This window comes from Winogradskyella eckloniae (assembly GCF_013249045.1).
Taxonomy (GTDB): domain Bacteria; phylum Bacteroidota; class Bacteroidia; order Flavobacteriales; family Flavobacteriaceae; genus Winogradskyella; species Winogradskyella eckloniae.
Genome location: NZ_JABRWP010000001.1, coordinates 37,249 through 60,837 on the forward strand (window position 1 = coordinate 37,249; position 23,589 = coordinate 60,837).

Sequence of the window (23,589 nt, forward strand, 5' to 3'; positions counted from 1 at the left end):
CAATTTAAGAATACTTTAATTTTTAAAACAAACCTTTATGCTTCAGGATTTTTAGACCTTATGTTTTTATAAAGCTTAAAGCCCAACATAATTAAAACACCTAAAACCACTAAACCGATAATTCCATAAACCCAATTGATGGCACTTTTAAGGATGACTAAAAACACAACGGCAAATAAGATAAATGTTGCGCCTTCATTCCAAATACGCATATAACTTGAGGTTATTTTAACCTCATCATTTTGAAGTTGTTTAAAATATTGATGCGTCTTAAAATGATAAATAAACAACAAAAACACAAAAAACAATTTTACATGCATCCAACTTTGTTGCAACCAAAATGGATTTAAAATCATTAACCAAATAGCAAATAGTGTTGCTAATATTGCTGAGGGCCATGTGATAATAAACCACAATCGTTTTGACATTAACTTTAATTGCTTACCCAAAATTTCCTTTTCTGGCGATGGTTTATGAAAGGCTTCTATTTGATAAACAAACAATCTCGGAATATAAAACAAACCAGCAAACCAAGTTATTACAAAGATGAGATGTAAGGATTTTATATAGCCGTAATATTCCATGAGATTAAACAGTAAGTTGAAAAATTATGTAAAATTACAGATTAAAAATTTTACGCTGTTGTTTTTGGGTTAAGATTTAAATTGACTTCGCGATATAAAAAATAGGCGGTAACTAGTGTAGACAATAAATCTGCAATAGGAAATGATAACCAAATACCAAATTCACCCAAATACAAGGGCAATATGTACATGAGTGGAATAAAGAATATGGCCTGTCTCGTTAACGTTAATAACAAAGCTGGCAATGCTTTACCTACAGCCTGAAAATATGCAGCACCTATTAACTGAAGCGCCAAAATAGGCACAGCAGCAAATGTCCATCGCATATTATTTGGTGTTTCTTTGATCACATCCGCATCTGTTGTAAACCATTTTGTAATCACTTCCGGAAAAAACATTAGTGCTATAAACACAATTGTTCCTAAAATGGTTGCATACTTTATGGCAGTAAAAATAACCTCTTTTACACGATCGTACTTTTCTGCTCCAAAATTATAGCCTGCAATTGGTATAAACCCTTGAGTTATCCCAAAAACAGGAAATAAGGCAAACATACTCAACCTTCCTATAATCGCATAAGTCGTTACCGAGGTTTCGCCTCCAAAATTGTAAAGTGCATTATTAACTAATAAAAATGTAACACTAACAACGGCTTGCCGTGCTAAAGTCACAAAGCCTAATGAGCCAATTTCTGACACTATGGCTTTACTAAAGCCAAAATGTGATAGATTAATTTTTAATTCAGAGTGCTTAGATAAAAAATACCATAATATAAATAGAAAAGCCACGATATAAGAGCCTGTTGTTGCCCATGCAGCTCCTGCCATACCGTAGTTGAGAACATTAATAAAAAGATAATCCAAAACTAAATTACCAATAGAAGGAATTAACATGGCATACATCGCAAATTTTGCATTGCCTTCTGCCCTAATAACGTTATTCCCCAACATTACAAATCCCAAAACCGGTACACCATACAGTATAATTTCATAATATACTTTTGCAGGTTCAAAAATATTTCCTTTCCCTCCAAATGCAGGAATTAAGGTGTCTACAAAATACAATCCAAAGACAGCAAAGGTTATTGTAAATATAAACGTAAGAGACAATTGATTTCCAAAAGTTTTAAGTGCTTTTGGTTTATTGTCCGCACCTAAGGCTCGCGATATTATAGAAGATCCACCCACACCAATCGCCATACCTAAAGCAGCAATAAAAAATGACACAGGCAAAACAACATTTATGGCCGCAATGGCAATGGCACCTATCCAGTTACCAACAAAAATGGTATCTACCAAAATATTTAGCGACATCACTAATATACCTATGGCAGCTGGCACAGCTTGTTTTACTAATAATTTACCTATTGGTTTTGTCCCTAAATCTTGGGAAGTTACATGAGACATTAGGCTTCAACATTTTTTGAAGTTGCCCAATTGTTTATCCATTTTACTAATAAATTTACCCATTCTGCATCATCATTTAAGCATGGTACAGTTGTAAATTCCTTACCTCCCATTTCATGAAAAATCTCCTCACCTTCCATGGCAATTTCTTCTAAAGTCTCCAAACAATCACTGACAAAAGCTGGTGTAACAATTGCCATTGTTTTAGTACCTTGTTTTCCCATACGCTCTATTGTTCTGTCTGTATAAGGTAATAACCATGGATCAAAACCTAAACGCGACTGAAAGGATGTAGAAAAACTACCTTCGGTTAATTTTAGTTTTTCACCAACTAAACGAGTCACTTCTAAACATTGATGTCTGTAACAAAACTCATGTGCCTTACTAGGCGTTACACAACAACTCCCATCCATTTTACAATGTGATTTTGTGATATCTCGCTTTCTAATATGTCGTTCTGGTACACCATGATATGAAAACAATACATGCTCATAGGTTTTACCTTCTAAGTGTTTAGCTATGTTATTAGACAATACTTCTATATAATCTGGTCGGTTATAAAATGCTTTTAAGTCAGAAATTTTTAAATCCGGAAAAAACTCTTGCTTCAACTCTTCAGTTAATACCGTTATGGTTTCTGTCGTTGCCATTGCAAATTGAGGATATAATGGCATTAAAAAAACTTCTGTCACACCCTTATCTACTAATTCTTGCAAACCTTTTTTTATGGTCATACTGCCATAACGCATTGCTAAAGCAACCGGATACTCTATATTTTTCTGAATCTTAGCTTGTAAACGTTCAGAAATTACTATTAACGGAGAACCTTCCTCCCACCATATTTTTTGATATGCTGCTGCCGATTGTTTTGGACGCGTATTTAGTATTATTCCTTTCACTAGAGCAGTCCTTGCTGCGTACGGAATATCAATAACACGCTCATCCATTAAAAACTCACCAAGATATTTCTTTACATCCTTTGGGTTTGGGCTTTCTGGAGAACCTAAATTGACTAATAAAATTCCTTTTGACATGCTTGTTTTTTTTCAATAACAAAAATACAATTCTAAAACCAATACTAACTGATGAAAAGTATTGGTTTTATTTATAGTAGTATTCACCAATATTTTAACAAAAATCGTGTTAATAAAATTAAAATAGTCAACCGTAATTACTACTTTTTAACGAGTTTTACTAATTATACATGGCTATTTAAAGTAAATAAATATCTTTACAAGCCTTGACCAAAACATATTATGAAAAAAAATCTATTTATAGCCCTCACATTTTTTACCGTCTTAGCATTCTCACAACAACAATATCAAAGCTTACTCTGGAAAATTTCTGGCAACGGACTAGAAAAACCATCCTACCTGTATGGCACTATGCACGTTAGTAAAAAAGTAGCATTTCGTTTAGATGACGTTTTTTATAAAGCACTTAACGAAAGTGAATGTATAGCTCTAGAGTCTGACCCAACAACATGGCCAGGTTTTAATTACGAAATGATGCTAGACCAAATGGCTGCCTATAACAATTACAGTAATGAAGTTTATACCAACTTATTTAAACTAACACATCCTGAGGAAATGGCTATACGAGGATCTGTAAGAATGGATAATAATGCGGTTAACGCTTATTTGTACAGAAAAAATTATGGGTCAGATAATTTTGAAGAAGAAACCTACTTAGATATGTTTATTTTTCAAGCCGGAAAGAAAAATAATAAAGAAATATATGCCCTAGAAGATTTAGCAGAATCGCGCTATTTAACCACAAAAGCAGCCTATAATGCTAACAAAAAAGAGCTCGACCCTTGGGTACAAAAACTATACGCAAAAGAAAATCCTTATTTAATTCAAGAAAATCTATATCGCGATAGAAACTTAGACCTTTTAGATTCTATTGGTGCTGGTGTAAATACTGAATTCTACAGAGAAAACATGTTATACATTCGTAATAAAAACATGGTTGTATCTCTAATAGACTTAATGCCAACCAAATCTGTATTTGCAGGTGTAGGTGCGGCACATTTACCTGGTGATCAAGGGATGATTAATATGCTACGAAAAAGAGGATATACCGTTACATCGTTAACATCAAAACAGACCGACTATAGTAAAACTGAAAAAACAAAACTAGATAGTTTATTTATTGCTCCTGCACTAAAAAAACACAGTACACCAGACCAATTTTTAAGTATTAATTCTTACGATGAATTACGCGAATTCTCCTATGGTGGACAAAAATATTACTTAGATCCAGATATGACTAATGGTGCTTATTTAACCATGAATAGAATCAGTCGTTTCAGCTATTTACCAAACGAAAAAGAAAACATTACCCTTAAAGATATTGATCATTTATTATATGAAGATATACCAGGAGATATCATAAGAAAAGAAGAACTTACAACGCCTTATCCTGGTATTAGTATCGTAAATAAAACAAAGAAAGGGGAATTTCAGAAATACCATATCTACCAAACGCCATTGGAGATTATTATAATAAAATTTGCCGGACGAAGTGATTTTGTATTAAAACACGAAAGCAAAATCTTTGAATCTATTACATTGAAAACACCTTCAGACCAATCTCAATTATTCGTTTCACCAAATAAGAAATTCCAAGTAGATTTTCCAGAATATTATGTATCTAGTAATGTAAATAATTTTGGTAAAAAACTAATTGAAGGTTATAAAAACAATGCTTTCTATTTTGTTGAAGAAGCCGTTTTAAATGATATTTCTTATATCGAAGAAGATAGTTTTGAAGCAAAATATTTTCATCATGCTTTATATAAAAACTATAAACTCGTGGAAGAAGATGGCGGATTTAAAGCAGGCGATTACAAAACTTATGAATCTAAGGCAATTTTAGATTCTACAGCAAACAAAAGATTGCATCTAAAAACAATAGTAAAAGACGGAAGCTATTATTTATTAGGTTACGTTGGTAGCAATGAAGCCGATAAGACTGCTTTTTTTAAATCCTTTAAATTTAACAAAACAGAGTATTCTGGGTTTAAAAAAGTAATTGATACAACATTGCACTTCTCTATAAATACAAATTCTAAATCACCTAGTCCAAACCCTTATGGATATGGCTATAATAGCAGAAAAAAGGACAAAGATTACGAACAAAAAATAAACGAAACTACGTATTCTACACATGCCAACGAACAAATCTCTATTTCTAGAACAAAATTTCATGACCTGCAAATGTATCATAACATTGATAGTCTATGGGCAGGACTAGAAAAGAAGGTAAATTATGGTTCGTATTATTATGATGAAAACAAAGGTTTTAAAATTTCAAACCGTTCATCTACCTATAAAGATTCTATATACACCAACCGTTTTAGTTATACAGATTCTGCAAGCGCCAAGCAAGTTTTAGTAAAAAACATATTAAAAAAAGGCGTTCTTTTTGAATTAAAAACATTAGTAGATTCCATCAGTGGACCATCAAAATTTGTCACGGAATTTTATGACTCTTTTACACCAATAGATACCCTTATGGGCAAAAGTGTCCTTAAAGACAAAACAAAACAGTTTTTTGAAGCTCTAAGAGCAAAAGACAGTATTATCTTAGAATCTTATGGTTTAATAAAATTTAAAAAACACAATAGTAAAGAGATTGTTTCAGTACTAAAAGATTTTGAGTTCGAAAAAGAACGTTTAGATATTAAATCGCATTTAGTAGGAGAACTTATAAAAATTGATCTCAAAAACAACTTACCTTTTATTAAACAACTGTATTACGATAGTTATTCAGATACGCAAACGCAAACTGCCATACTAAACGGATTGTTTAGTTCTAATAGTAAAGAAAATTATGAGTTAGCCCTAGAATTAATGGAACGCGATTTACCTTTGGGTAGCGTAAGTTCTATGTTTTATAACTATCAAGGAAAAGATTCTTTAGCACTAAAGGCAACGCTATTTCCTAAGGTTTTAGAATACACTACTATTTCAGAATATAAACAACCGCTTTACAATATATTAGCAAGAGCGACAGATAGTGGCTTTATTAAAAGAAAATCTTACAAGAAATACAAAAGCCAACTCATCAATGATGGTAAAATTGAAGTTAAGCGTAACTTAGGAAACTCTGGTTATGGTTATAATTCGTATTCGTATACATTGTCTACTTATGTTAGGCTTATTTTTCCATACAGACATGAGCGCTCAGCACAAGATTTCTTTGAAAAACTCCTTAATGTAGATGACAAAAACGCCTTAGTAAAATATTACGTACTATTAACTAAGGCCAAAGAAAGCATTCCAGAAAAATTAACTGAAAAACTAGTCGATGATGAAGAAAACCAATATTTATTGCTAGAAGAATTAGACGATGCCAAACTATTAAAAACCGTAAAGTCATTTAAAATAAATCAGCAACAATTTGCAAAATCTAAATTGTTAGCCACAGCAAACTTTGAAAAAGAGAAAGACTCCATTCAGTTTCTTTTTAAACGTGATTTCATAACTGATAAAGGCCATAAAAATGCTGTGATGTATTTCTTTAAAGTAGATAAAGATGATGACTATTCTGGTAAAGTTGAGGCCTTGCATTACATCTCGTTTATTAAACCAAAGGACCCAACAGCTTTAGTTGTAAAGTATTATTCTAAATCAGATAGCTACGGAACTATTGTAGACAAAACTAAAGAGCGCGAAGAGCAATATGCTGAGATTATTAATTTAGCTATCTATAAAGATCGTGAACGCGTAACACCAAGTGGGCGAGATAATTTTTATGATTATTAGGAAAAGGGGAAAAGAAGTCAATGATGACATAATTCTAATGCTAATAAAAAACCTAACTTATAAAACTATTCCTAAAAAGTATATTATCACTTCTAACTAGAAGCTGTTATATACTTTTTAGGCGTAGTACCAAACTTCTTCTTAAAAGCGGCTATAAAGTGACTTCCTGTGCTATACCCAACTTTTAAACCAACTTCGTTAACGTTATAATCACCAGATTCTAAAAGCTTGCGAGCCACTTCCATTTTATAATCAAACAGAAAACTAAACACCGAATCGCCATAAATCTGCTTAAAACCTTCTTTTAATTTTTTAAGGCTTAAATCTATGTCATCTGCTAATTCTTGTAAGGTTGGTGGCTCAGCCATGTTGGCAATAATAATGTCTTTTGCTTTTTTAAGTTTGGCTACATTTACCTCATCAACTAAATAAGGACATTGCTCAATATTAGCATCTTCACTTCGGTTAAAAAACAAACTTAATAACTCATAAGCTTTACCTCTAAAATATAACGACCGAATAGAAGTATTTAAATTAAAACTAATCAACTGGTTTAAAACCACAGCCATAGATGGCGATATTTTACCATCTTTGTAATATTTTTTGTCCTTATTGTCATCCGTTAAAAAAGTGACATAATTAGCATCTTCAGAAAAAAGTCCATGAAATTTTTTAATAGAAATTACCAATGATACTAACCAAGAATGTGGTTGTAATTCTAAATGAATAGGTAAATCGCGTTGCGGATTATAAAGCAATAATGAGGTTTCTTCATCTATATTTAAGGTATAATTCCCTTGATTAAACATAAAAGCCGCAGAACCTTTGGTACAAAAATGAAATTGAATATAACTGCTATCAATCTCACGTTCAAGAACTTTAAAGCTGTCTCCATCATTTTTGCTCGTTAATATAAAAAAGCCTTCTTCTATTTTAACCTCATCAAAAGTACCGTTAGCGTTACTTTTAAAAGCTGTTTTTTCTGATTTCATTTTAAAGTTATTTAGATTCGTTCTAAACAAAAGCCTTAAAAACCCTTGATTACACTACAAAAGTATGATATTTATCATGTTTTAATAAAAAACATTCCTAAAAAACCCGAAACGATACTTTAAGTTCTTCTAGCGTTGTTTTTTTTTGAAAATCAAATTTACATTTGCGCTGTTACTTTCCTAAGTCAGGTAAACGAGTAAAGCAACACATGCCAAACAGAAGCAAACATTTTTACGCTATAGGTCTCAGCTATAAAAAAGCTGATGCACGCGTACGTGGTCATTTTAGTTTAAGTGATGATGCAAAACAAAACGTTTTGTCTCAAGCTAAACAGAATAATATAGAAAGTCTAGTCGTTATTTCTACATGCAATAGAACCGAACTTTATGGTTTTGCAGAACACCCTTTTCAACTCATTCAGTTATTATGTGATAATACCAAAGGAACGGTTGAAGAATTTAGAGAAGTAGCCTACGTTCATAAAAACAAAGAGGCCATCAACCACATGTTTCGTGTTGGTTCTGGTTTAGATAGTCAAATTCTTGGCGATTTTGAAATTATTAGCCAACTAAAATTTGGTGCAAAAGCATCTCGTAAAGTCGGTTTATTAAATTCATTTACGGAGCGTTTAGTGAATTCTGTCATTCAAGCCAGTAAACGTATTAAAAATGAAACCGAATTATCTTCTGGTGCAACGTCTGTATCGTTCGCTTCGGTTCAATATATTATGAATAACGTAGATTCAATTTCTGAAAAGAACATTCTACTCTTCGGCACCGGAAAAATAGGAAGAAACACTTGCGAAAACTTAGTAAAACACACTAAGAATTCACATATTACTTTAATAAACAGAACCAAAACTAAAGCGGAAGAAGTTGCTGGTAAATTCAACCTAGTTGTAAAAGATTATGAGAATTTAACCGAAGAACTTAATGTTTCAGATATTGTTATTGTGGCTACAGGCGCACAAAATCCAACGGTTTACAAATCTTTAATTTCTACCGAAAAGCCATTATTAGTTTTAGATTTATCAATTCCTAAAAATGTCAACGACGATATTAGAGACCTTTCTAATGTTACCTTGATACACTTAGATGATTTAGCTAAAATTACAGACGATACTTTAGAAAAACGCAAAGCTTTTATTCCTGCAGCAGAAGCTATTATAGAAGACATTACAGCCGAATTTAATGCATGGTTAGATACCTTAAAATTTGTACCAACCATTCAGGCTATAAAACATAAATTAACAGATTTTAAAAATTCTGAATTTAACACACAACGTAAAAAATTAGCGGACTTCAATGAAGACCAAGCAGAATTGATTACAACTAATTTAATTCAGAAAATCACAAATCAGTTTGCACATCACTTAAGAGAAGACAGTAATTCTTCCGATGAAAGCATTGAACTTATCAAAAAAATATTTCAGTTAGAAACTACCGATAATGTCTAAAATAATTCGCATTGGCACACGCGACAGCCAGCTCGCTTTGTGGCAAGCAAAAACTGTTCAATCACAACTTGAAAGATTAGGACATAAAACCGTTTTGGTTCCCGTAAAATCCACAGGAGATTTAGTATTAGACAAGCCCTTGTACGAACTAGGAATTACAGGTGTTTTTACTAAAACCCTAGATATCGCCATGCTAAATGGTAGTATTGATATCGCTGTGCATTCTTTAAAAGATGTACCTACGATTTTACCAAAAGGTATTGTACAAGCTGCTGTATTAAAACGAGGCAACATCAATGACACTTTGGTTTTTAAAGACAACGAAGAGTTTTTATCTGCTAGAGATGCTGTTATAGCAACCGGAAGTTTAAGACGACGTGCACAATGGCTCAACCGTTACCCAACGCATACAATAGTTGGTTTACGCGGTAATGTTAATTCTAGATTAGAAAAACTTGAAACCAATGAAGATTGGAATGGCGCTATTTTCGCAGCTGCTGGTTTAGGACGATTAGGCATTACACCAGAAAATTCAATTAATTTAGGTTGGATGATACCTGCGCCAGCGCAAGGTGCTGTAATGATTGCAGCCTTAGAAGCCGATGAAGAAACCAGAGCAATCCTTGCAGAAATTAATGACGAAACCACTCAAATTTGTACCACAATTGAACGCGAATTTCTAAACCGTTTAGAAGGTGGATGTACGGCTCCCATTGGAGCAATTTGCTACATCAATAAAGAGGAAGAAATTAATTTTAAAGGGATTCTTTTAAGTAAAGATGGCACCAAAAAAATTGAAGTTACTAAAGTTACTCCTTTAGGCAAACATGAAGACATAGCTGAATTTTGTGCGGATTATATCATAGGAAAAGGTGGTAAAGTTCTAATTGACGAGTTAACCCAAGGCGATAAAATCACCAATATATATTCCACCAAAAAACTAACCAATGACCAAATTGCTAAGTTTCATGATGATGTAGTTGCGCAAAGCAATGATGCTGTAAAAATTAATCCAAACCGATTAAACAAAAGCATCATTCGTAACGAAATTGAAAATGTGATTATAACGAGTCAGAACGCTGTTGAAGCCTTGTTAACTAACTTTTCGGCTGTAGAATTACAGTTCAAAAACATCTATTGTGTAGGTCGAAAAACCAAGCGTATGGTTGAAAAACGCATCGGTAAAGTGAAGCATTACGAACAAAATGCAAAAGCCTTAGCTGAGCATATGGTAGAACTAATGGATGGTACAGAAGCAACCTATTTCTGTAGTAATTTAAGATTAGATACAATTCCAGATATATTATCAGAAAACAATATAAAAGTCAACGAAATTGAAGCCTACGAAACAAAGTTTGATGCAGATAAAGTAGAAGGCGATTTAGATGGTGTAATGTTTTACAGTCCATCTACGGTTCAAAGTTTCTTAAAACAAAACAAAGCAAAAGGTATTGCCTTTTGTATTGGAGAAACAACCGCAACAGAAGCCAGAAAGTATTTTGAGGATGTAAGAGTAGCAAAAGTTCCTTTGGTGGAGCGTGTTGTGGAATTGGTAAATGCGTTTTATGAGTAGCGGTTAGCTTTTGGCCCTTGGCTGTTGGTACCACTGTTGTCATTCCTGCGCAGGCAGGAATCCAAAAAAAATAAAGTAGAATTAAATAGATTCCTGCCTTCGCAGGAATGACAGAAACATGATAAAAAACGATTTATTTCTTAGAGCATTAAAAGGCGAAACTGTAGAACGTCCACCAGTTTGGATGATGCGCCAAGCAGGTAGATATTTACCAGAGTTTATGGAAATCAAAGCGAAATACGATTTCTTTACGCGCTGCCAAACTCCAGAATTAGCAAGTGAAATTACCGTACAACCGATTCGTCGTTACGGAATGGATGCTGCCATTTTGTTTTCTGATATTTTAGTGATTCCTCAAGCAATGAATATTGAGGTACAGATGAAGCCGAACTTTGGACCGTATTTACCAAATCCTGTACGTTCTCAAAAAGATGTGGATAATGTTATTGTTCCTGATGTCAAAGACGCTTTAAACTATGTTTATGAAGCTATAAAAGCGACTAAAGAAAAACTAAACGATGAGATTCCATTAATTGGTTTTGCAGGTTCACCTTGGACCATTTTATGTTATTGTGTGCAAGGACAAGGTTCTAAAAACTTTGATAAAGCCAAAGAGTTTTGTTTTACAAATCCGATTGCTGCACATGGTTTATTGCAAAAGATTACAGATACAACTATTACTTATTTAAAAGAAAAGGTAAAAGCAGGTTGTAATGCGGTTCAAGTATTCGATTCTTGGGGAGGCATGTTGTCGCCTTTAGATTATCAAGAATTTTCTTGGCAATATATTCAACAAATCATTGATGCTTTAAAAGAGGATGCACCAGTTATCGCATTCGGTAAAGGTTGTTGGTTTGCCTTAGATACGATGGCAAAATCTGGCGCTTCAGCTTTAGGTGTCGACTGGACATGCTCTGCAAAAAACGCAAGATATTTAACAGGAGGAAATATAACACTTCAAGGTAATTTTGACCCAACACGTTTATTTTCGCCACCTGCAGAAATCAAAAAGATGGTAACCCAAATGATTAATGATTTCGGAAAAGATAAATACATTGTTAATTTAGGTCATGGTATCTTACCAAACATACCTTTAGAGAATGCTAAGGCATTTATCGATGCTGTAAAAGAATATAAAAGCCCATCCTAGCCTTCCCAATTGGGAAAGAACTCAAACTCGGACGGCTTACTCATTTTAAAAAAGTGCTTAAATATTCCTAACTTTTGAAGTGAACTTTAAAGCATAGCGAGTTTAGTCATCAATTATTGTAACTTGAAGCCTCTTTTTGCGTCTTTTAAGTAATCATCATCAAAAACAATAATATGATAAAGAACATATTAAAAGGTATCCAAGCCTACACCGGAACTTTCGCGCTAATTTCAAAATTGAAACTTTGGAAATACTTCGCAATTCCTATAATTATTAGTGTAGTTACAGCATTTATAATAGGATTATCCGCTTATGGATTGTCAGACAATATTGGTCGTTTTATTGCAAAAATTTGGTTTTGGGATTGGGGAAAAGAAACGTTCACATCCATCTCAACCTTTATTGGTGGCATCGCTGTTATTGCAATTGGCTTAATTCTGTACAAACACATTATCATGGCATTTTCTGCGCCATTTATGAGTCCGGTTTCAGAAAAAATCGAACATCATTTAACAGGAATAAAACCGCACAATCACAGAAACACCACGTTTCAAGAACAACTGTGGAGAGGTATTAGAATAAACATCAGAAATTTAGGAAAGGAATTACTATTTACCATTCCATTATTGATTTTAAAATTTATTCCGATTATTAATATTTTTTCAACAGTTTTATTATTCCTGTTACAAGCATATTACGCGGGTTTTGGTAATATGGATTACACTTTAGAGCGTCATTATAAGTACAGAGAAAGTGTAAAATTTGTCGGCAGACATAAAGGTATTGCTATAGGAAATGGTATTGTTTTTATTCTGTTTTTACTAATTCCTGTAATTGGAGTGATTCTGGTATTACCAATGAGTGTTACAGCCTCTTCGCTTAATACTGTAAAATTAATTGAACAAGAGAAAACACTAAATCAAAATACAGTAGTCGTATAATGATTGTACAATTTAACGGTTTTGAGATTAGCCCAATCCATGGTGGAGACGCTTGGAAAGTTTGTAATTTCTGTGTTGCCAATGAAGACCGATTAAAACGCTATTTCCCCAAAACTTTAGAGCAAAATCTCAACCCAACATTATCTAATTATTTTGTTGAATCAAAAGTGAAAGCCTTTGAAAATAAAGAGGAATTTCTATTCACATTAAAACATTCTGAAACTAGAGCACTTGCCGGATTAATCTATCTCAAAGAACTCAATTGGGAAACCAAACAAGGCGAATTTGCCTATTGTATTGGATACACGTTTGAAGGGAATGGCCTAACCACAAAAGCTATAAAACATCTATCTGAATATGCTTTTAATGATTTAGGCTTAGAAACACTTCAAATCATTGCACATAAAGATAATTTAGCTAGTGTAAATGTAGCTTTAAACAATAATTTTAAGTGGATAAAAACATTGATTAATGAGTTTACACCTGCAGGAGAAAAGCCTTTGGATATGGAACTTTATGAATTAAAATCTAAGACCTTGCAGGTTTTAAAAACCTATTAACAATTATTACAATCCTGCAAGGTTTCTAAAACCTTGTAGGTATAAAAACTAAATCAAATATTTAAATCAAAAGATAGTACGATACACTTGTTATTAATCTACCTGTGAATTCAATGAATAAACAGGTTAAACTAATATCAACACCTACAAGGTTTTAGAAACCTTGCAGGATAGCGAAACTAAAAATTAGACTTAAAATGAAACTAGAGACTTTAGAAAAAGACCTTTATTATCATATATACAATCGCGGAATTAATGGCTGTAATATCTTTAATTCAGATGAAAACAAGCGCTATTTTTTAGAATTAACAGGAAAATATTTAGGAAGCAAAGTAAAAATTTCTGCTTACTGCCTTTTAGATAATCATTTTCATTTCCTAGTTCAAATTAATGCTGAAACAAAGGAAGCAACTCAGGCTTTTTCTAACCTTTTTAATGCGTATTCTAAAGCATTCAACAAACAAAACAATAGAACTGGCAGTCTTTTTGAAAAACATTTTAAACGAAAAATAATAGGTTCAGAAGACTATTATAAAACTGTATTTTGCTACATTCATAGAAACCCATTAAATGATTGGCAAGGTTATAAATTCTCTTCTTATTCTTTCTATCTTCAAGAAAACACACCAGAATATTTTAATTTAGACAAAAATTATAGCTTGGATTTATTTAATGGTTTAAACAACTTAAAATATATCCACACACAATATAAAACAGAAGACCTACAAGGTTTTGAAAACCTTGCAGGTCGTAAACCCGAATACAATAAAGAAGTGAAAAATAAATTCTTCAACTACATCAACCAATTACAAGACAGCATAACCTCTAAACTTGAAGAAGTAGATGGCAAAGCCAAATTCCAAGAAGACCTTTGGGACCGACCTGAAGGTGGTGGCGGAAGAACACGCGTTATTGAAAACGGTAACGTTTTTGAAAAAGGTGGTGTCAATATCTCTGGTGTTCACGGTAAATTACCAGACTCTATGCAAAAATACTTCGGTGTAGAAGATGCCGATTTCTTTGCCTGTGGACTAAGTTTAGTCTTGCATCCTACAAATCCAATGGTACCGACGGTTCATGCGAATTGGCGCTATTTTGAAATGTATGATAAAGATGGAAACATTGTTGACCAATGGTTTGGTGGTGGACAAGATTTAACACCATACTATTTGTTTGAGGACGACGCCAAACACTTTCATCAAACCTGTAAAACGGCTTGCGATAAGCATAATCCGGAATTTTACGCCAAATACAAAGCCCGTTGCGATGAGTATTTTTACAACGCACACCGAAATGAAGGTCGTGGCTTAGGTGGTTTATTCTTTGATTACTGTAAAGTTACCGACCAGATGAGCATGCAAAACTGGTACGACTTCGTCACTGAAGTTGGCGATAGCTTCCTAGAAGCTTATGTTCCTATTGTTGAAAAACGAAAAGATTTAAACTACACCAAAGAACAACGCGACTGGCAAGAAATAAGAAGAGGCCGTTATGTGGAATTTAATTTGGTGCATGATAAAGGCACTTTATTCGGATTAAAAACTAATGGTCGAATTGAAAGTATCCTTATGAGTTTACCACCACATGTACAATGGGTTTACGACCATCATCCGGAAGCCGGAAGCGAAGAAGAAAAACTGATTAAAGTGTTGCAAAATCCAGTGGATTGGGTGTAAAAAGCCCCTTAATCCCCAAAGGGGAAACTGTTATGCCGAATTAGCCTAACTAAGACCTAGCAGGTTTTAAAAACCTAGCAGGTCTAACAACAACAAACACCTGCAAGGTTTCCAAAACCTTGTAGGTATCCATCAAAGACATATTATAAATTCAACCATGAACTGCTACTGCGGAACCAATAAAACTTATCAAGCGTGCTGCGAAGTTTTCCATCTCAATAACGGAAAAACAGAAACTGCAGAACAACTCATGCGTTCTAGATATTCCGCCTTTGTCCTTGCCAATGGTGATTATTTAATGGCAACGCATCATAAATCCACACGACCTACAAAAGAGAAAAAAGCGATTGTAAAATGGGCAAAATCGGTACAATGGATTAAATTAGAAGTTTTAGACACTTCAAAAGGTTCTAAAGACGATGCTGAAGGAACAGTTACCTTTAACGCCTATTTCTTTGAAAATGGAAAAGTGGATGTTATCCATGAGAAATCGGCTTTTGTAAAGGAAGACAATCATTGGTATTACTTAGGATTAAGTAGATAAGCAACCAGACCGCAGGTCTGTAAACTATCATTTCCACACCATAACTTCCTTAGTCACTTCTTTAAAAGCATTATACACATGAAACAATCTTGCTTTTAATAACAGTTTTCTGCCTTCAACACTTCTTGTAAAAACCAGTTTGTTTTTACCTAAATAGTTTGTCCAATGTTTTTGAAACACTAAAGCATTATCCTTTTTATCGCCAAATAATTCCGGAACAGGATAGAAATTTTCAACATCTAGTTGTTTTCTGAAAAAATTGGTCTTTACAATTAAATATCTTGGCGATTCAATTGGTTCTAAAAGCTCAGTCAATGCTTTTGCGAATAGTGAATTTTCAAGCGCATTGGCACCAACCAGATTACAAACCACATCGCCTTTTCCTAATACATAAGAATTCACGCTTATATTTTCTCTACCTGAAGTGATATAACCCAACTCATCTAAAGTATCTAAAATGGCGAATCCCATTTTCCCAATTTTCTTATACAAATAACCATGACGAATATAGAGTTTTAGCGCTTTCCAAAGCTTATAGCCAAACATAGCAACAAACGCAGCAATAAATGCATAGACAAAATACAACACGCCTCGTTGTAAAATAAGATTGAAACTGCCTGCTATAAATTCCACATAAAAAAGCGTGATGGTAACTAACAATTCTACCACAAAAAACCGAAGCACATCAAAATAATAGATTTGCTTTTGGCGTTTATAAGGGCGTTTTCCTTGATGTAAAATCTTAACTTCTTTGGTTAGCTTCGTGCCTTTTCCAATGGCATTATTCCATTTTTCGGTCGTTAATATTCGTTTGGTTGCAACATTTAAGGTTGATTCATTTAAAGCATCAATCTGTTCCACCGGAATCTCATCAGGAATATTTAAACGTTCAAAACCGTTGGAAATAAACGGAATCGTACTGTTGGTTACACCCACAAAAGCTTCAAAGCGTCGTTTTAAAGTATCTACTTCTCTTCCTCCATCTAAATCCGTTGGGTCCACACAGGCCAAATGCCAAATGTTTCCGGTTTTTTTTGGTGCATTGGCATCTTTCCGAATGGCGCGTCCTCGCATTTGATTAGACGATACAAAAGACCCAATGAAAGAAGCCAGAATTAAACTATTAATCGATGGTGCGTCCCAACCTTCGCCTAATAAGGATTTTGTACCAATTAAAACTCTAATATAACCTGCTTCAAAAAGTTGTGTAATAATGCTAACAATAGAATTTTTCGGTTTTCCTTTTGAAGTTACTAAGAGGAAAGATTCATCTATTTGTAAAGGCGAAAATGAAAAATAATCTAAAGATTCAATCGCCTCAAAATGTCTTAAAATAGATTGATGAATAATAACAATACTGCCAGAAAGCACCGCTAATTCTTCAGGTTTATCGCAATAATAACGTACATATTGAAAAATAGGCAGTACACCAATTTTGTCTATACCTTCTATTTCTTCAGTTTTAATATTCAAAAATTCCTTTCGGATATAATCTGTTAGAATTACGCATCTTAAATCGCGTTTTAAGCTTTCGCGTTCTGCCTTTACAATACTGACGATGCTTTTTAGCTTACTCGGACTGTTAGAAAGAGATTTATACAATAAATTTTCACCAATAAAATCGACTGAATTTCGCTCAAAAACATGAAGGCGTCTAAGTCGTTTTTCTAAAGTAGACACATACTTTTCTTGCTCAATTAATTGTTCTCTATCGGAAACTAATAGGTTCTGAAATAAAATACCTAACCAATGTAAATCGAGTTCAGGGAACTGAATCATTTCTTTTTCATCGAACCCTAAAACTTCTAATTTTTGATGGTCAATTTCAAAGCCACAAGCATATAAAAATATGAGAATGGCAGAAAAATATTCGGTATTGGCATAAAGTTCATCTAAGTGCCAATTTGGGTTTTTGTAAAACCGATGGTCAATTAAAAAATCGATAAAGGTTTCGTCCTTTAATAATTCGTCTTTAAAATCTGAAATGTTTCGTCTATAATCAACAATAAAATTAATCTCTAAATCTTCGGGTTTTGAGAAATAGACAAAATCTTGATGTGGACTCAAATCCTTTTCGCGTACCAAATCTGGCACTGCAATTTCATCATCTACTTCGCCACAAAGTGTGAAATATTTAGACACCTCAGCTCTGCTGCTGTCGTAAGGTGGTGTAGCTGTGAGCGCAACAATGTAAAATTCAGTATTGCGTTTTAAGTCCATTAAGCAATTCCACCATGCATTTTTTAAATGATGTGCTTCGTCTAAAACTAAAGTTTCAATTTGGTGTGTTTTGAAGAATTGGTAATAGTCGTTTTTATCTTCAAACGTTTTATAAAAAGCGTGCAAAGATTGGTAGGTCGAAAAGGTAACATCGCTTGGCGATTTAATATCAAATGAAAAGGCTTCAAAATCACAATTCTCGGTAAAAAAGTTTTGTAATCGGTCTTCCCATTGATTTCTAATGGTCAGCGTTGGTGCCAACACCAATGTTTTCTTTCCTAATTTTCTAACTATTTCTAATCCCAGAATGGTTTTCCCAGAACCTGGTGGTGCAATAACATGAAAATGGTTATCTGCAATATGACTATTAAAGTGCTTTAAAAGTTCGGCTTGGTAGCTTCGCCATGGAAAAATAAATTCTAAATCATCTAAGGATTTGAGCACTCTAAAATGGGTTTAAATCGTTAACTTTGTATTTGATAAAAGTAATCATAAAGACCTTAATGACCTAGCAGGTTTAGATACTGAAATAAATTCAGCATAACACCTAGTTGGTCTAAAAAAGCATGGAATATGTTCCCAATTAAAAGACATCGCAGACTAAGAACAAACGAAGCTATTAGAAGTTTGGTTAGAGAAACGTACATTACACCAAACGACTTTTTAGTTCCACTTTTTGTGGTGGAAGGCAAAGGTGTAAAAGACGAAATTGCATCTATGCCCAACTATTTTAGGTACAGTTTAGATTTGCTTGAAAAGGAAGTGAAAGAATTATGGAATTTAGGTTTAAAAGCCGTTTTACTTTTTGTTAAAGTTCCGGATAATTTAAAAGACAACAAAGGCACAGAAGCTTTAAACTCAGACGGATTGATGCAACGCGCTATTAAAACGGTAAAAAATGCTTGTCCGGATATGCTAGTGATGACAGATGTTGCGCTAGACCCATACTCTTCGGTTGGCCACGATGGTATTGTACAAAACGGTATGATAATTAATGATGAATCTGCCGAAGTTTTAGCAAAAATGGCATTAACACACGCCCAAGCAGGTTCTGATTTTGTTGCACCAAGTGATATGAATGATGGCAGAACCTTACAAATTCGTCAATTACTAGAACAAGAAGGTTTTAAAAACACTGGTATTATGGCGTACACCGCAAAATATGCGTCGTCCTTTTATGGCCCTTTTAGAGATGCACTAGATTCTGCACCTGTAGATATGGTAGATGTTCCAAAGGATAAAAAAACGTATCAAATGGATTTTGGTAACCGCATAGAGGCCGTTAGAGAAACCTTGATAGATATTGAAGAAGGTGCCGATATTGTGATGGTAAAACCAGGCCTTTCGTATCTTGATATTTTAAGAGATATTAAAAACGAAGTCGATGTGCCTGTAGCGGTTTATCAAGTGTCTGGTGAATATGCTATGATTAAAGCTGCTGCAGAAAAAGGTTGGTTAAACCACGACCAAGTGATGCTAGAAACCACGATGGCATTTAAGCGTGCTGGTGCCGATATCATTACTTCTTATTTTGCTAAGGATGTGGTGAAGTTGATAAGTTAATTATTAGTCCTTTCCAAAGGGATCACCACAGAACTCTTTAAATTCTTCTTTGGTCATTAAATCGCCTTCCACTGGCTCTATAATATCATCAGCTTCTGGGCTTTTAAAATCTAGCTTAATGGCTTTCCATAAGAAAACAACGTCTTCGATTTCTAAAATTAATCCAGGTAAACCATTAAATCCTTTTGGCCCATGTTTCACTGGTATTTCTGGCGTGTACCACGCTTTTAATATTTTATCATTAAGCTTATCAATGGTAGCTAAATAACAGGTATAACCATCAATAACTTTAGACTCTTCGGTAAGTATCCATTCTTTAGGCTTTTGAATCACTCTTACTGTTGGACCCATTATTTCATTTTGAGTAATAGTAAAATCGCGACTCAGGTCATTAAAGTATACAGAACTACCACCAGCTAATGACCACGAAATATTATGTTTACTTTTAGTGATAATAAGACCATCACTACCGTTGTTCCAACCAGGAATATCAATTTTTGGCTCAACATTATAAATAGAAACGCTATCATTAAATATCAAATATCCCTCAACAGGTTCAGAATCTTGAAACATTTGTAAAGCCATATTTTTCGCTTCTGAGTTTTCCAAATTTTCAAAAGGCTTCTCAATGCTATCTTTAATAACTTCAATTCTGTAGGTTATTTTTCCTTTATTCTGAGCAGTTAAGCTATAGATCCCTAAAAAGCAGATTGTTAAAATAAATTTTTTCATTCTTAAATTTACAAAAAATAACAATACTCAAATATTAAGTATATATTACAACTTAATTATATCTCTAAAATTAGCTAGCAGATAATTAGTATTCATTTTGTAACTTTGCACATCTAAAACTTCAAAATATTAATGGGCTTACTCATTTTTTACGCTGTCATTTCCATCTTCTTTTCATTTCTATGTTCTATTCTAGAAGCTGTACTCCTAAGTATTACGCCAACTTTTCTTAATCTTAAAAAGAAAGAAGGCAAAGCGTATGCTACCGAATTAGAAGAATTAAAAAAAGATGTAGACCGTCCTCTAATTGCAATTCTAACATTAAATACAATTGCGCATACCGTTGGTGCGATTTTGGTTGGTGTACAAGCCGAAGCCGCTTATGCAGATTTATATGGTACTGAAAAGCAAAGTCTATTTGGCTTTGAGTTTACGGAAGACATTATGGTTGGTGTAGTCTCTACTATAATGACCATACTTATATTGGTGGCTTCAGAAATTATCCCAAAAACTATTGGTGCAACATATTGGAAAAAATTAGCAAATTTCACAACCAAAGCACTTAATGTTTTAATATTCCCATTAAAATGGACAGGTATATTATGGCTGTTACAACTCACTACTAAATTAATTGGTGGTAAAGGTCACGGCAGTGTATTAAGCAGAGAGGGCTTTGTTGCCATGGCAGATATTGCGCAAGAAGAAGGTGTTTTTGAAGAAAATGAAAGTAAAGTCATTAAAAACTTGCTCAATTTTAAAGAAGTGAGAGCCAAAGATGTTATGACACCTAGAACCGTTGTAAAAACGGAAAATGAAAAAATGACCATTGAAGAATTTTTTAATGCAAATTCTAACATTCGCTTTTCTCGAATTCCCGTTTACACGAATGACGCAGATAATATTACGGGCTTAGTTTTAAAAGCCGAAGTCTTTAAAGAAATGGCTTTAGGTAATGGTTCAAAATTATTATCAGAAATTAAACGTAGTATCATTATAGTTAATAGAGACTTATCTATACCAACGTTGTTTGAACAATTAATAGAAAGCCGAAACCATTTGGCCTTAGTCGTTGATGAATACGGAACCGTAAGTGGTTTAGTGACTATGGAAGATGTCATTGAAACCTTACTTGGACTCGAAATAATGGACGAAAGTGATAACGTATCTGACTTACAACTCTTAGCGCGTCGAAGCTGGGAAACAAGAGCGAAACGATTGGGTATAATTGATAGCGATAAGCCTACGGAATAATGCAAACATGTTATATTGAAACACCTCTTGGACATGCCAAAATCGTAGGAAACGAAAACGGTATTGTCTCCGTTTCAATAGAAAATACATCTAAAGCATTATCAGATACCATACCAGAAGCACTACTAGATTGTGTGATTCAGTTAAAAGAATACTTCTACGAAAAACGAAAAACTTTTAACCTAAAACTAAACCCAGAAGGCACTACTTTTCAGAAAAAAGTATGGAATGAATTATCTACCATTCCTTATGGCAAAACCATATCGTACTTACAATTATCTAAACAGCTAGGTGATGTAAAGGTTATACGAGCTGCCGCAAATGCCAATGGGAAAAATCCACTTTGGATCATTGTACCTTGCCACAGAGTTATTGGTAGCGATGGTAGTTTAACAGGATATGCTGGTGGATTACATAGAAAACAATGGTTACTTAACCATGAAAATGCCTATAAACAACAATCCTTATTTTAATGTATAAAAAAGGTACAGAATTCCTAAAACGCTTTTTTAAAACGTCTACTATTTACAAATATGGCTTTAATTGGTCGCCAATGTACAGACGCACCACAGCAAAACTCATAACCGTTAGTGACGATTTAAGCTATGTAAAAATTAGACTAAAGCCTAGTTGGAAAAACCGCAATTACGCTGGTTCTATTTTTGGAGGAAGCATGTTATCTGCAACAGATCCCATCTATATGATTCAATTAATTCAGTTACTTGGAGAGGATTATGTTGTTTGGGATAAAGCGGTAGAAGCGCGTTATAAAAAACCCGGAAAATCTACAATCTATGGCGAATTTGTTTTTAAATTAGAGGAAATAAAAGCCATAAAAGCATCTGTTGCAACAAATTTTGAAACAGATATCCATAAAACAATGCATCTTGTTGATGATGAACAAAATATTATTGCTACTTTTAATAAAACACTTTATATCGCTGACAAACAGTTTTATAAAGAAAAACTAGCTAAAAGAAATACTAATACTTAAACACGCGCTCTACATGAAATTCTTAAAAAAGACTTTAAAATTCATAGCTATCTTACTCGCTATAATTGTTGCTGCATTATACATCACAGATACAGACTATTTATTAAAAGCAGTAAGAACAATCTACCTCACAGGTCATTCTACAGCCTATTTAGAAGATTATAAAAAATTCGATAACCAGTCAATTGCAGGAAGTAGTACACCACAACCATGGCCTAATCACAAAAACTATAATACTGTTGAAGCTACAGATGCTCTAAAAAAAGCCCATAACGACTGGAAATCCATTGCTTATGTGATTATAAAAAATGACAGTGTTTGGTTTGAAGAATATTACGACGGTTTTAACGCAAATTCTAAAACCAACTCATTTTCTATGGCCAAGAGTTATGTCTCTGGTTTAATGTTTAAAGCCATACAAGATGGTTATATAAAAAGTATAGACCAACCTGTATGTGATTTTCTACCCGCATTTTGTGATGGTAATGCGGCAAAAATGACCGTTGGCGATTTGTCTAGTATGGCTTCTGGTACCAATTGGGACGAAGCTTATTATTCGCCATTATCTATAACAACGCGCGCTTATTTTGATGATGACTTGGCTAAAGTAATGAATGGTCTAAAAATGGAAAAAGACCCAGGACAAGCCTTTAAATATGCTAGTGGAGACACTCAAATGTTAGCCATGGTTGTAGAAAAAGCAACAGGGAAAAAATTATATACATACCTAGAAGAAAGCTTCTGGAAACCTTTAGGTTCTGAAAACGAAACGCTTTGGCAAGTAGATAGCGAAGATCATGATTTAGTAAAAGCCTATTGTTGTATTGCAAGTAATGCTAAGGATTTTGCCAGATATGGTAAGCTATTTAAAGATCACGGAAAATGGAATGGCAAAACCATATTAGATTCTACATTTGTTGCTAAATCCATAACACCAAGATTTTCTGAAAGCCCAGAATACGGTTATGGTTGGTGGTTAAAAAAACAATTTGGAAAAGACTTTTTTATGATGCGTGGTCATCTCGGACAATATGTTATAGTTCAACCAGAAGACAATATTATAATTGTAAGGTTAGGTCATAAAAAGTCACCAGATGCAGGCGTTGGCGTTTTTACAAATGATATTAGCCTATACATTGAAGAAGCTTATAAGATGATGCGTAAATAAATTTGT

At 33.7% G+C, this 23,589-nt stretch carries 19 protein-coding genes and 1 pseudogene; 14 read left to right on the forward strand and 6 right to left on the reverse strand.

Features of this window, described 5'->3' with window-relative positions; all coding sequences use genetic code 11:
• Nucleotides 1-35: 35 nt before the first annotated feature.
• From HNV08_RS00195 to hemH, 3 genes are read right to left on the reverse strand one after another with little or no spacing between them, the layout of a single operon-like run.
• The gene (locus tag HNV08_RS00195; protein ID WP_173279103.1) at nt 36-584 is read right to left on the reverse strand and encodes a CopD family protein; all 549 of its coding nucleotides are present in this window, start codon (nt 582-584) and stop codon (nt 36-38) included.
• A 50-nt stretch (nt 585-634) separates the two neighbouring features.
• The gene (locus HNV08_RS00200; protein WP_173279104.1) at nt 635-1,990 is read right to left on the reverse strand and encodes an MATE family efflux transporter; all 1,356 of its coding nucleotides are present in this window, start codon (nt 1,988-1,990) and stop codon (nt 635-637) included.
• On the reverse strand, nt 1,990-3,024 hold the full coding sequence (hemH, locus tag HNV08_RS00205) for a ferrochelatase (protein WP_173279105.1): 1,035 nt from the start codon (nt 3,022-3,024) through the stop codon (nt 1,990-1,992). Before hemH ends, HNV08_RS00200 begins: the two co-directional genes overlap by 1 nt.
• Nucleotides 3,025-3,246: 222 nt before the next feature.
• Between hemH and HNV08_RS00210 the strand changes: the two genes are divergently transcribed.
• The gene (locus HNV08_RS00210) at nt 3,247-6,762 is read left to right on the forward strand and encodes a TraB/GumN family protein (protein ID WP_173279106.1); all 3,516 of its coding nucleotides are present in this window, start codon (nt 3,247-3,249) and stop codon (nt 6,760-6,762) included.
• 92 nt (nt 6,763-6,854) lie between these two features.
• Here HNV08_RS00210 and HNV08_RS00215 read toward each other — a convergent pair whose 3' ends face one another.
• On the reverse strand, nt 6,855-7,754 hold the full coding sequence (locus HNV08_RS00215) for a helix-turn-helix transcriptional regulator (RefSeq protein ID WP_173279107.1): 900 nt from the start codon (nt 7,752-7,754) through the stop codon (nt 6,855-6,857).
• 209 nt (nt 7,755-7,963) lie between these two features.
• Here HNV08_RS00215 and hemA point away from each other — a divergent pair, with 209 nt between their 5' ends.
• The 8 genes and pseudogenes from hemA (at nt 7,964) to HNV08_RS00255 (ending at nt 15,655) form a co-directional block, all read left to right on the forward strand.
• Nucleotides 7,964-9,211 (forward strand): glutamyl-tRNA reductase, encoded by a 1,248-nt coding sequence (hemA, locus tag HNV08_RS00220; RefSeq protein WP_173279108.1) that lies wholly within the window; start codon nt 7,964-7,966, stop codon nt 9,209-9,211.
• Nucleotides 9,204-10,784 carry a hydroxymethylbilane synthase gene (gene hemC / locus HNV08_RS00225; RefSeq protein WP_173279109.1) on the forward strand — a complete coding sequence of 527 codons (1,581 nt, stop codon included), beginning with the start codon at nt 9,204-9,206 and terminating at the stop codon, nt 10,782-10,784. Before hemA ends, hemC begins: the two co-directional genes overlap by 8 nt.
• Nucleotides 10,785-10,902: 118 nt before the next feature.
• Entirely contained in the window at nt 10,903-11,934 is a 1,032-nt protein-coding gene (hemE, locus tag HNV08_RS00230) for a uroporphyrinogen decarboxylase (RefSeq protein WP_173279110.1), read from the forward strand.
• A gap of 173 nt (nt 11,935-12,107) precedes the next feature.
• Nucleotides 12,108-12,875: an EI24 domain-containing protein gene (locus tag HNV08_RS00235; protein ID WP_173279111.1), complete on the forward strand. Its 768-nt coding sequence runs from the start codon at nt 12,108-12,110 to the stop codon at nt 12,873-12,875.
• Nucleotides 12,875-13,435, forward strand: a complete 561-nt coding sequence (locus tag HNV08_RS00240) for a GNAT family N-acetyltransferase (RefSeq protein ID WP_173279112.1) — start codon at nt 12,875-12,877, stop codon at nt 13,433-13,435. Before HNV08_RS00235 ends, HNV08_RS00240 begins: the two co-directional genes overlap by 1 nt.
• Before the next feature lie 197 nt (nt 13,436-13,632).
• Nucleotides 13,633-13,986 (forward strand): annotated as a pseudogene (locus HNV08_RS16290) (transposase); the annotation flags it as partial.
• Between the two features lie 222 nt (nt 13,987-14,208).
• Nucleotides 14,209-15,111, forward strand: coding sequence for an oxygen-dependent coproporphyrinogen oxidase (hemF, locus tag HNV08_RS16295; protein WP_173279616.1), 903 nt, complete (start codon nt 14,209-14,211; stop codon nt 15,109-15,111).
• A 157-nt stretch (nt 15,112-15,268) separates the two neighbouring features.
• Nucleotides 15,269-15,655 carry a YchJ family protein gene (locus tag HNV08_RS00255; protein WP_173279113.1) on the forward strand — a complete coding sequence of 129 codons (387 nt, stop codon included), beginning with the start codon at nt 15,269-15,271 and terminating at the stop codon, nt 15,653-15,655.
• Between the two features lie 27 nt (nt 15,656-15,682).
• On the opposite strand, the gene HNV08_RS00260 is transcribed toward HNV08_RS00255, so the two are convergent.
• Nucleotides 15,683-18,319, reverse strand: a complete 2,637-nt coding sequence (locus tag HNV08_RS00260; protein WP_173279114.1) for a DEAD/DEAH box helicase family protein — start codon at nt 18,317-18,319, stop codon at nt 15,683-15,685.
• A gap of 129 nt (nt 18,320-18,448) precedes the next feature.
• Between HNV08_RS00260 and hemB the strand changes: the two genes are divergently transcribed.
• Nucleotides 18,449-19,438: a porphobilinogen synthase gene (hemB, locus tag HNV08_RS00265; RefSeq protein WP_173279115.1), complete on the forward strand. Its 990-nt coding sequence runs from the start codon at nt 18,449-18,451 to the stop codon at nt 19,436-19,438.
• 3 nt (nt 19,439-19,441) lie between these two features.
• On the opposite strand, the gene HNV08_RS00270 is transcribed toward hemB, so the two are convergent.
• Complete coding sequence (locus HNV08_RS00270) at nt 19,442-20,170, reverse strand: GLPGLI family protein (RefSeq protein WP_173279116.1); 729 nt, start codon at nt 20,168-20,170, stop codon at nt 19,442-19,444.
• A 132-nt stretch (nt 20,171-20,302) separates the two neighbouring features.
• On the opposite strand from HNV08_RS00270, the gene HNV08_RS00275 reads away from it, so the two are divergent.
• From HNV08_RS00275 to HNV08_RS00290, 4 genes are read left to right on the forward strand one after another with little or no spacing between them, the layout of a single operon-like run.
• A complete protein-coding gene (locus tag HNV08_RS00275; RefSeq protein ID WP_173279117.1) occupies nt 20,303-21,421 on the forward strand; it encodes a CNNM domain-containing protein in 1,119 nt (372 codons plus the stop codon).
• Entirely contained in the window at nt 21,421-21,894 is a 474-nt protein-coding gene (locus tag HNV08_RS00280; protein WP_173279118.1) for a methylated-DNA--[protein]-cysteine S-methyltransferase, read from the forward strand. Before HNV08_RS00275 ends, HNV08_RS00280 begins: the two co-directional genes overlap by 1 nt.
• Nucleotides 21,894-22,415 (forward strand): PaaI family thioesterase, encoded by a 522-nt coding sequence (locus tag HNV08_RS00285; RefSeq protein ID WP_173279119.1) that lies wholly within the window; start codon nt 21,894-21,896, stop codon nt 22,413-22,415. Before HNV08_RS00280 ends, HNV08_RS00285 begins: the two co-directional genes overlap by 1 nt.
• 13 nt (nt 22,416-22,428) lie before the next feature.
• A complete protein-coding gene (locus HNV08_RS00290; protein WP_173279120.1) occupies nt 22,429-23,583 on the forward strand; it encodes a serine hydrolase domain-containing protein in 1,155 nt (384 codons plus the stop codon).
• The last annotated feature ends 6 nt before the right edge of the window (nt 23,584-23,589 follow it).

Bases quoted from the DNA above. Each gene is read 5' to 3' on its own strand.
- HNV08_RS00195 (WP_173279103.1), bottom strand. From the start codon at position 584: ATGGAATATTACGGCTATATAAAATCCTTACATCTCATCTTTGTAATA.
- HNV08_RS00200 (WP_173279104.1), bottom strand. From the start codon at position 1,990: ATGTCTCATGTAACTTCCCAAGATTTAGGGACAAAACCAATAGGTAAA.
- hemH (WP_173279105.1), bottom strand. From the start codon at position 3,024: ATGTCAAAAGGAATTTTATTAGTCAATTTAGGTTCTCCAGAAAGCCCA.
- HNV08_RS00210 (WP_173279106.1), top strand. From the start codon at position 3,247: ATGAAAAAAAATCTATTTATAGCCCTCACATTTTTTACCGTCTTAGCA.
- HNV08_RS00215 (WP_173279107.1), bottom strand. From the start codon at position 7,754: ATGAAATCAGAAAAAACAGCTTTTAAAAGTAACGCTAACGGTACTTTT.
- hemA (WP_173279108.1), top strand. From the start codon at position 7,964: ATGCCAAACAGAAGCAAACATTTTTACGCTATAGGTCTCAGCTATAAA.
- hemC (WP_173279109.1), top strand. From the start codon at position 9,204: ATGTCTAAAATAATTCGCATTGGCACACGCGACAGCCAGCTCGCTTTG.
- hemE (WP_173279110.1), top strand. From the start codon at position 10,903: ATGATAAAAAACGATTTATTTCTTAGAGCATTAAAAGGCGAAACTGTA.
- HNV08_RS00235 (WP_173279111.1), top strand. From the start codon at position 12,108: ATGATAAAGAACATATTAAAAGGTATCCAAGCCTACACCGGAACTTTC.
- HNV08_RS00240 (WP_173279112.1), top strand. From the start codon at position 12,875: ATGATTGTACAATTTAACGGTTTTGAGATTAGCCCAATCCATGGTGGA.
- HNV08_RS00255 (WP_173279113.1), top strand. From the start codon at position 15,269: ATGAACTGCTACTGCGGAACCAATAAAACTTATCAAGCGTGCTGCGAA.
- hemB (WP_173279115.1), top strand. From the start codon at position 18,449: ATGTTCCCAATTAAAAGACATCGCAGACTAAGAACAAACGAAGCTATT.
- HNV08_RS00270 (WP_173279116.1), bottom strand. From the start codon at position 20,170: ATGAAAAAATTTATTTTAACAATCTGCTTTTTAGGGATCTATAGCTTA.
- HNV08_RS00275 (WP_173279117.1), top strand. From the start codon at position 20,303: ATGGGCTTACTCATTTTTTACGCTGTCATTTCCATCTTCTTTTCATTT.
- HNV08_RS00280 (WP_173279118.1), top strand. From the start codon at position 21,421: ATGCAAACATGTTATATTGAAACACCTCTTGGACATGCCAAAATCGTA.
- HNV08_RS00285 (WP_173279119.1), top strand. From the start codon at position 21,894: ATGTATAAAAAAGGTACAGAATTCCTAAAACGCTTTTTTAAAACGTCT.
- HNV08_RS00290 (WP_173279120.1), top strand. From the start codon at position 22,429: ATGAAATTCTTAAAAAAGACTTTAAAATTCATAGCTATCTTACTCGCT.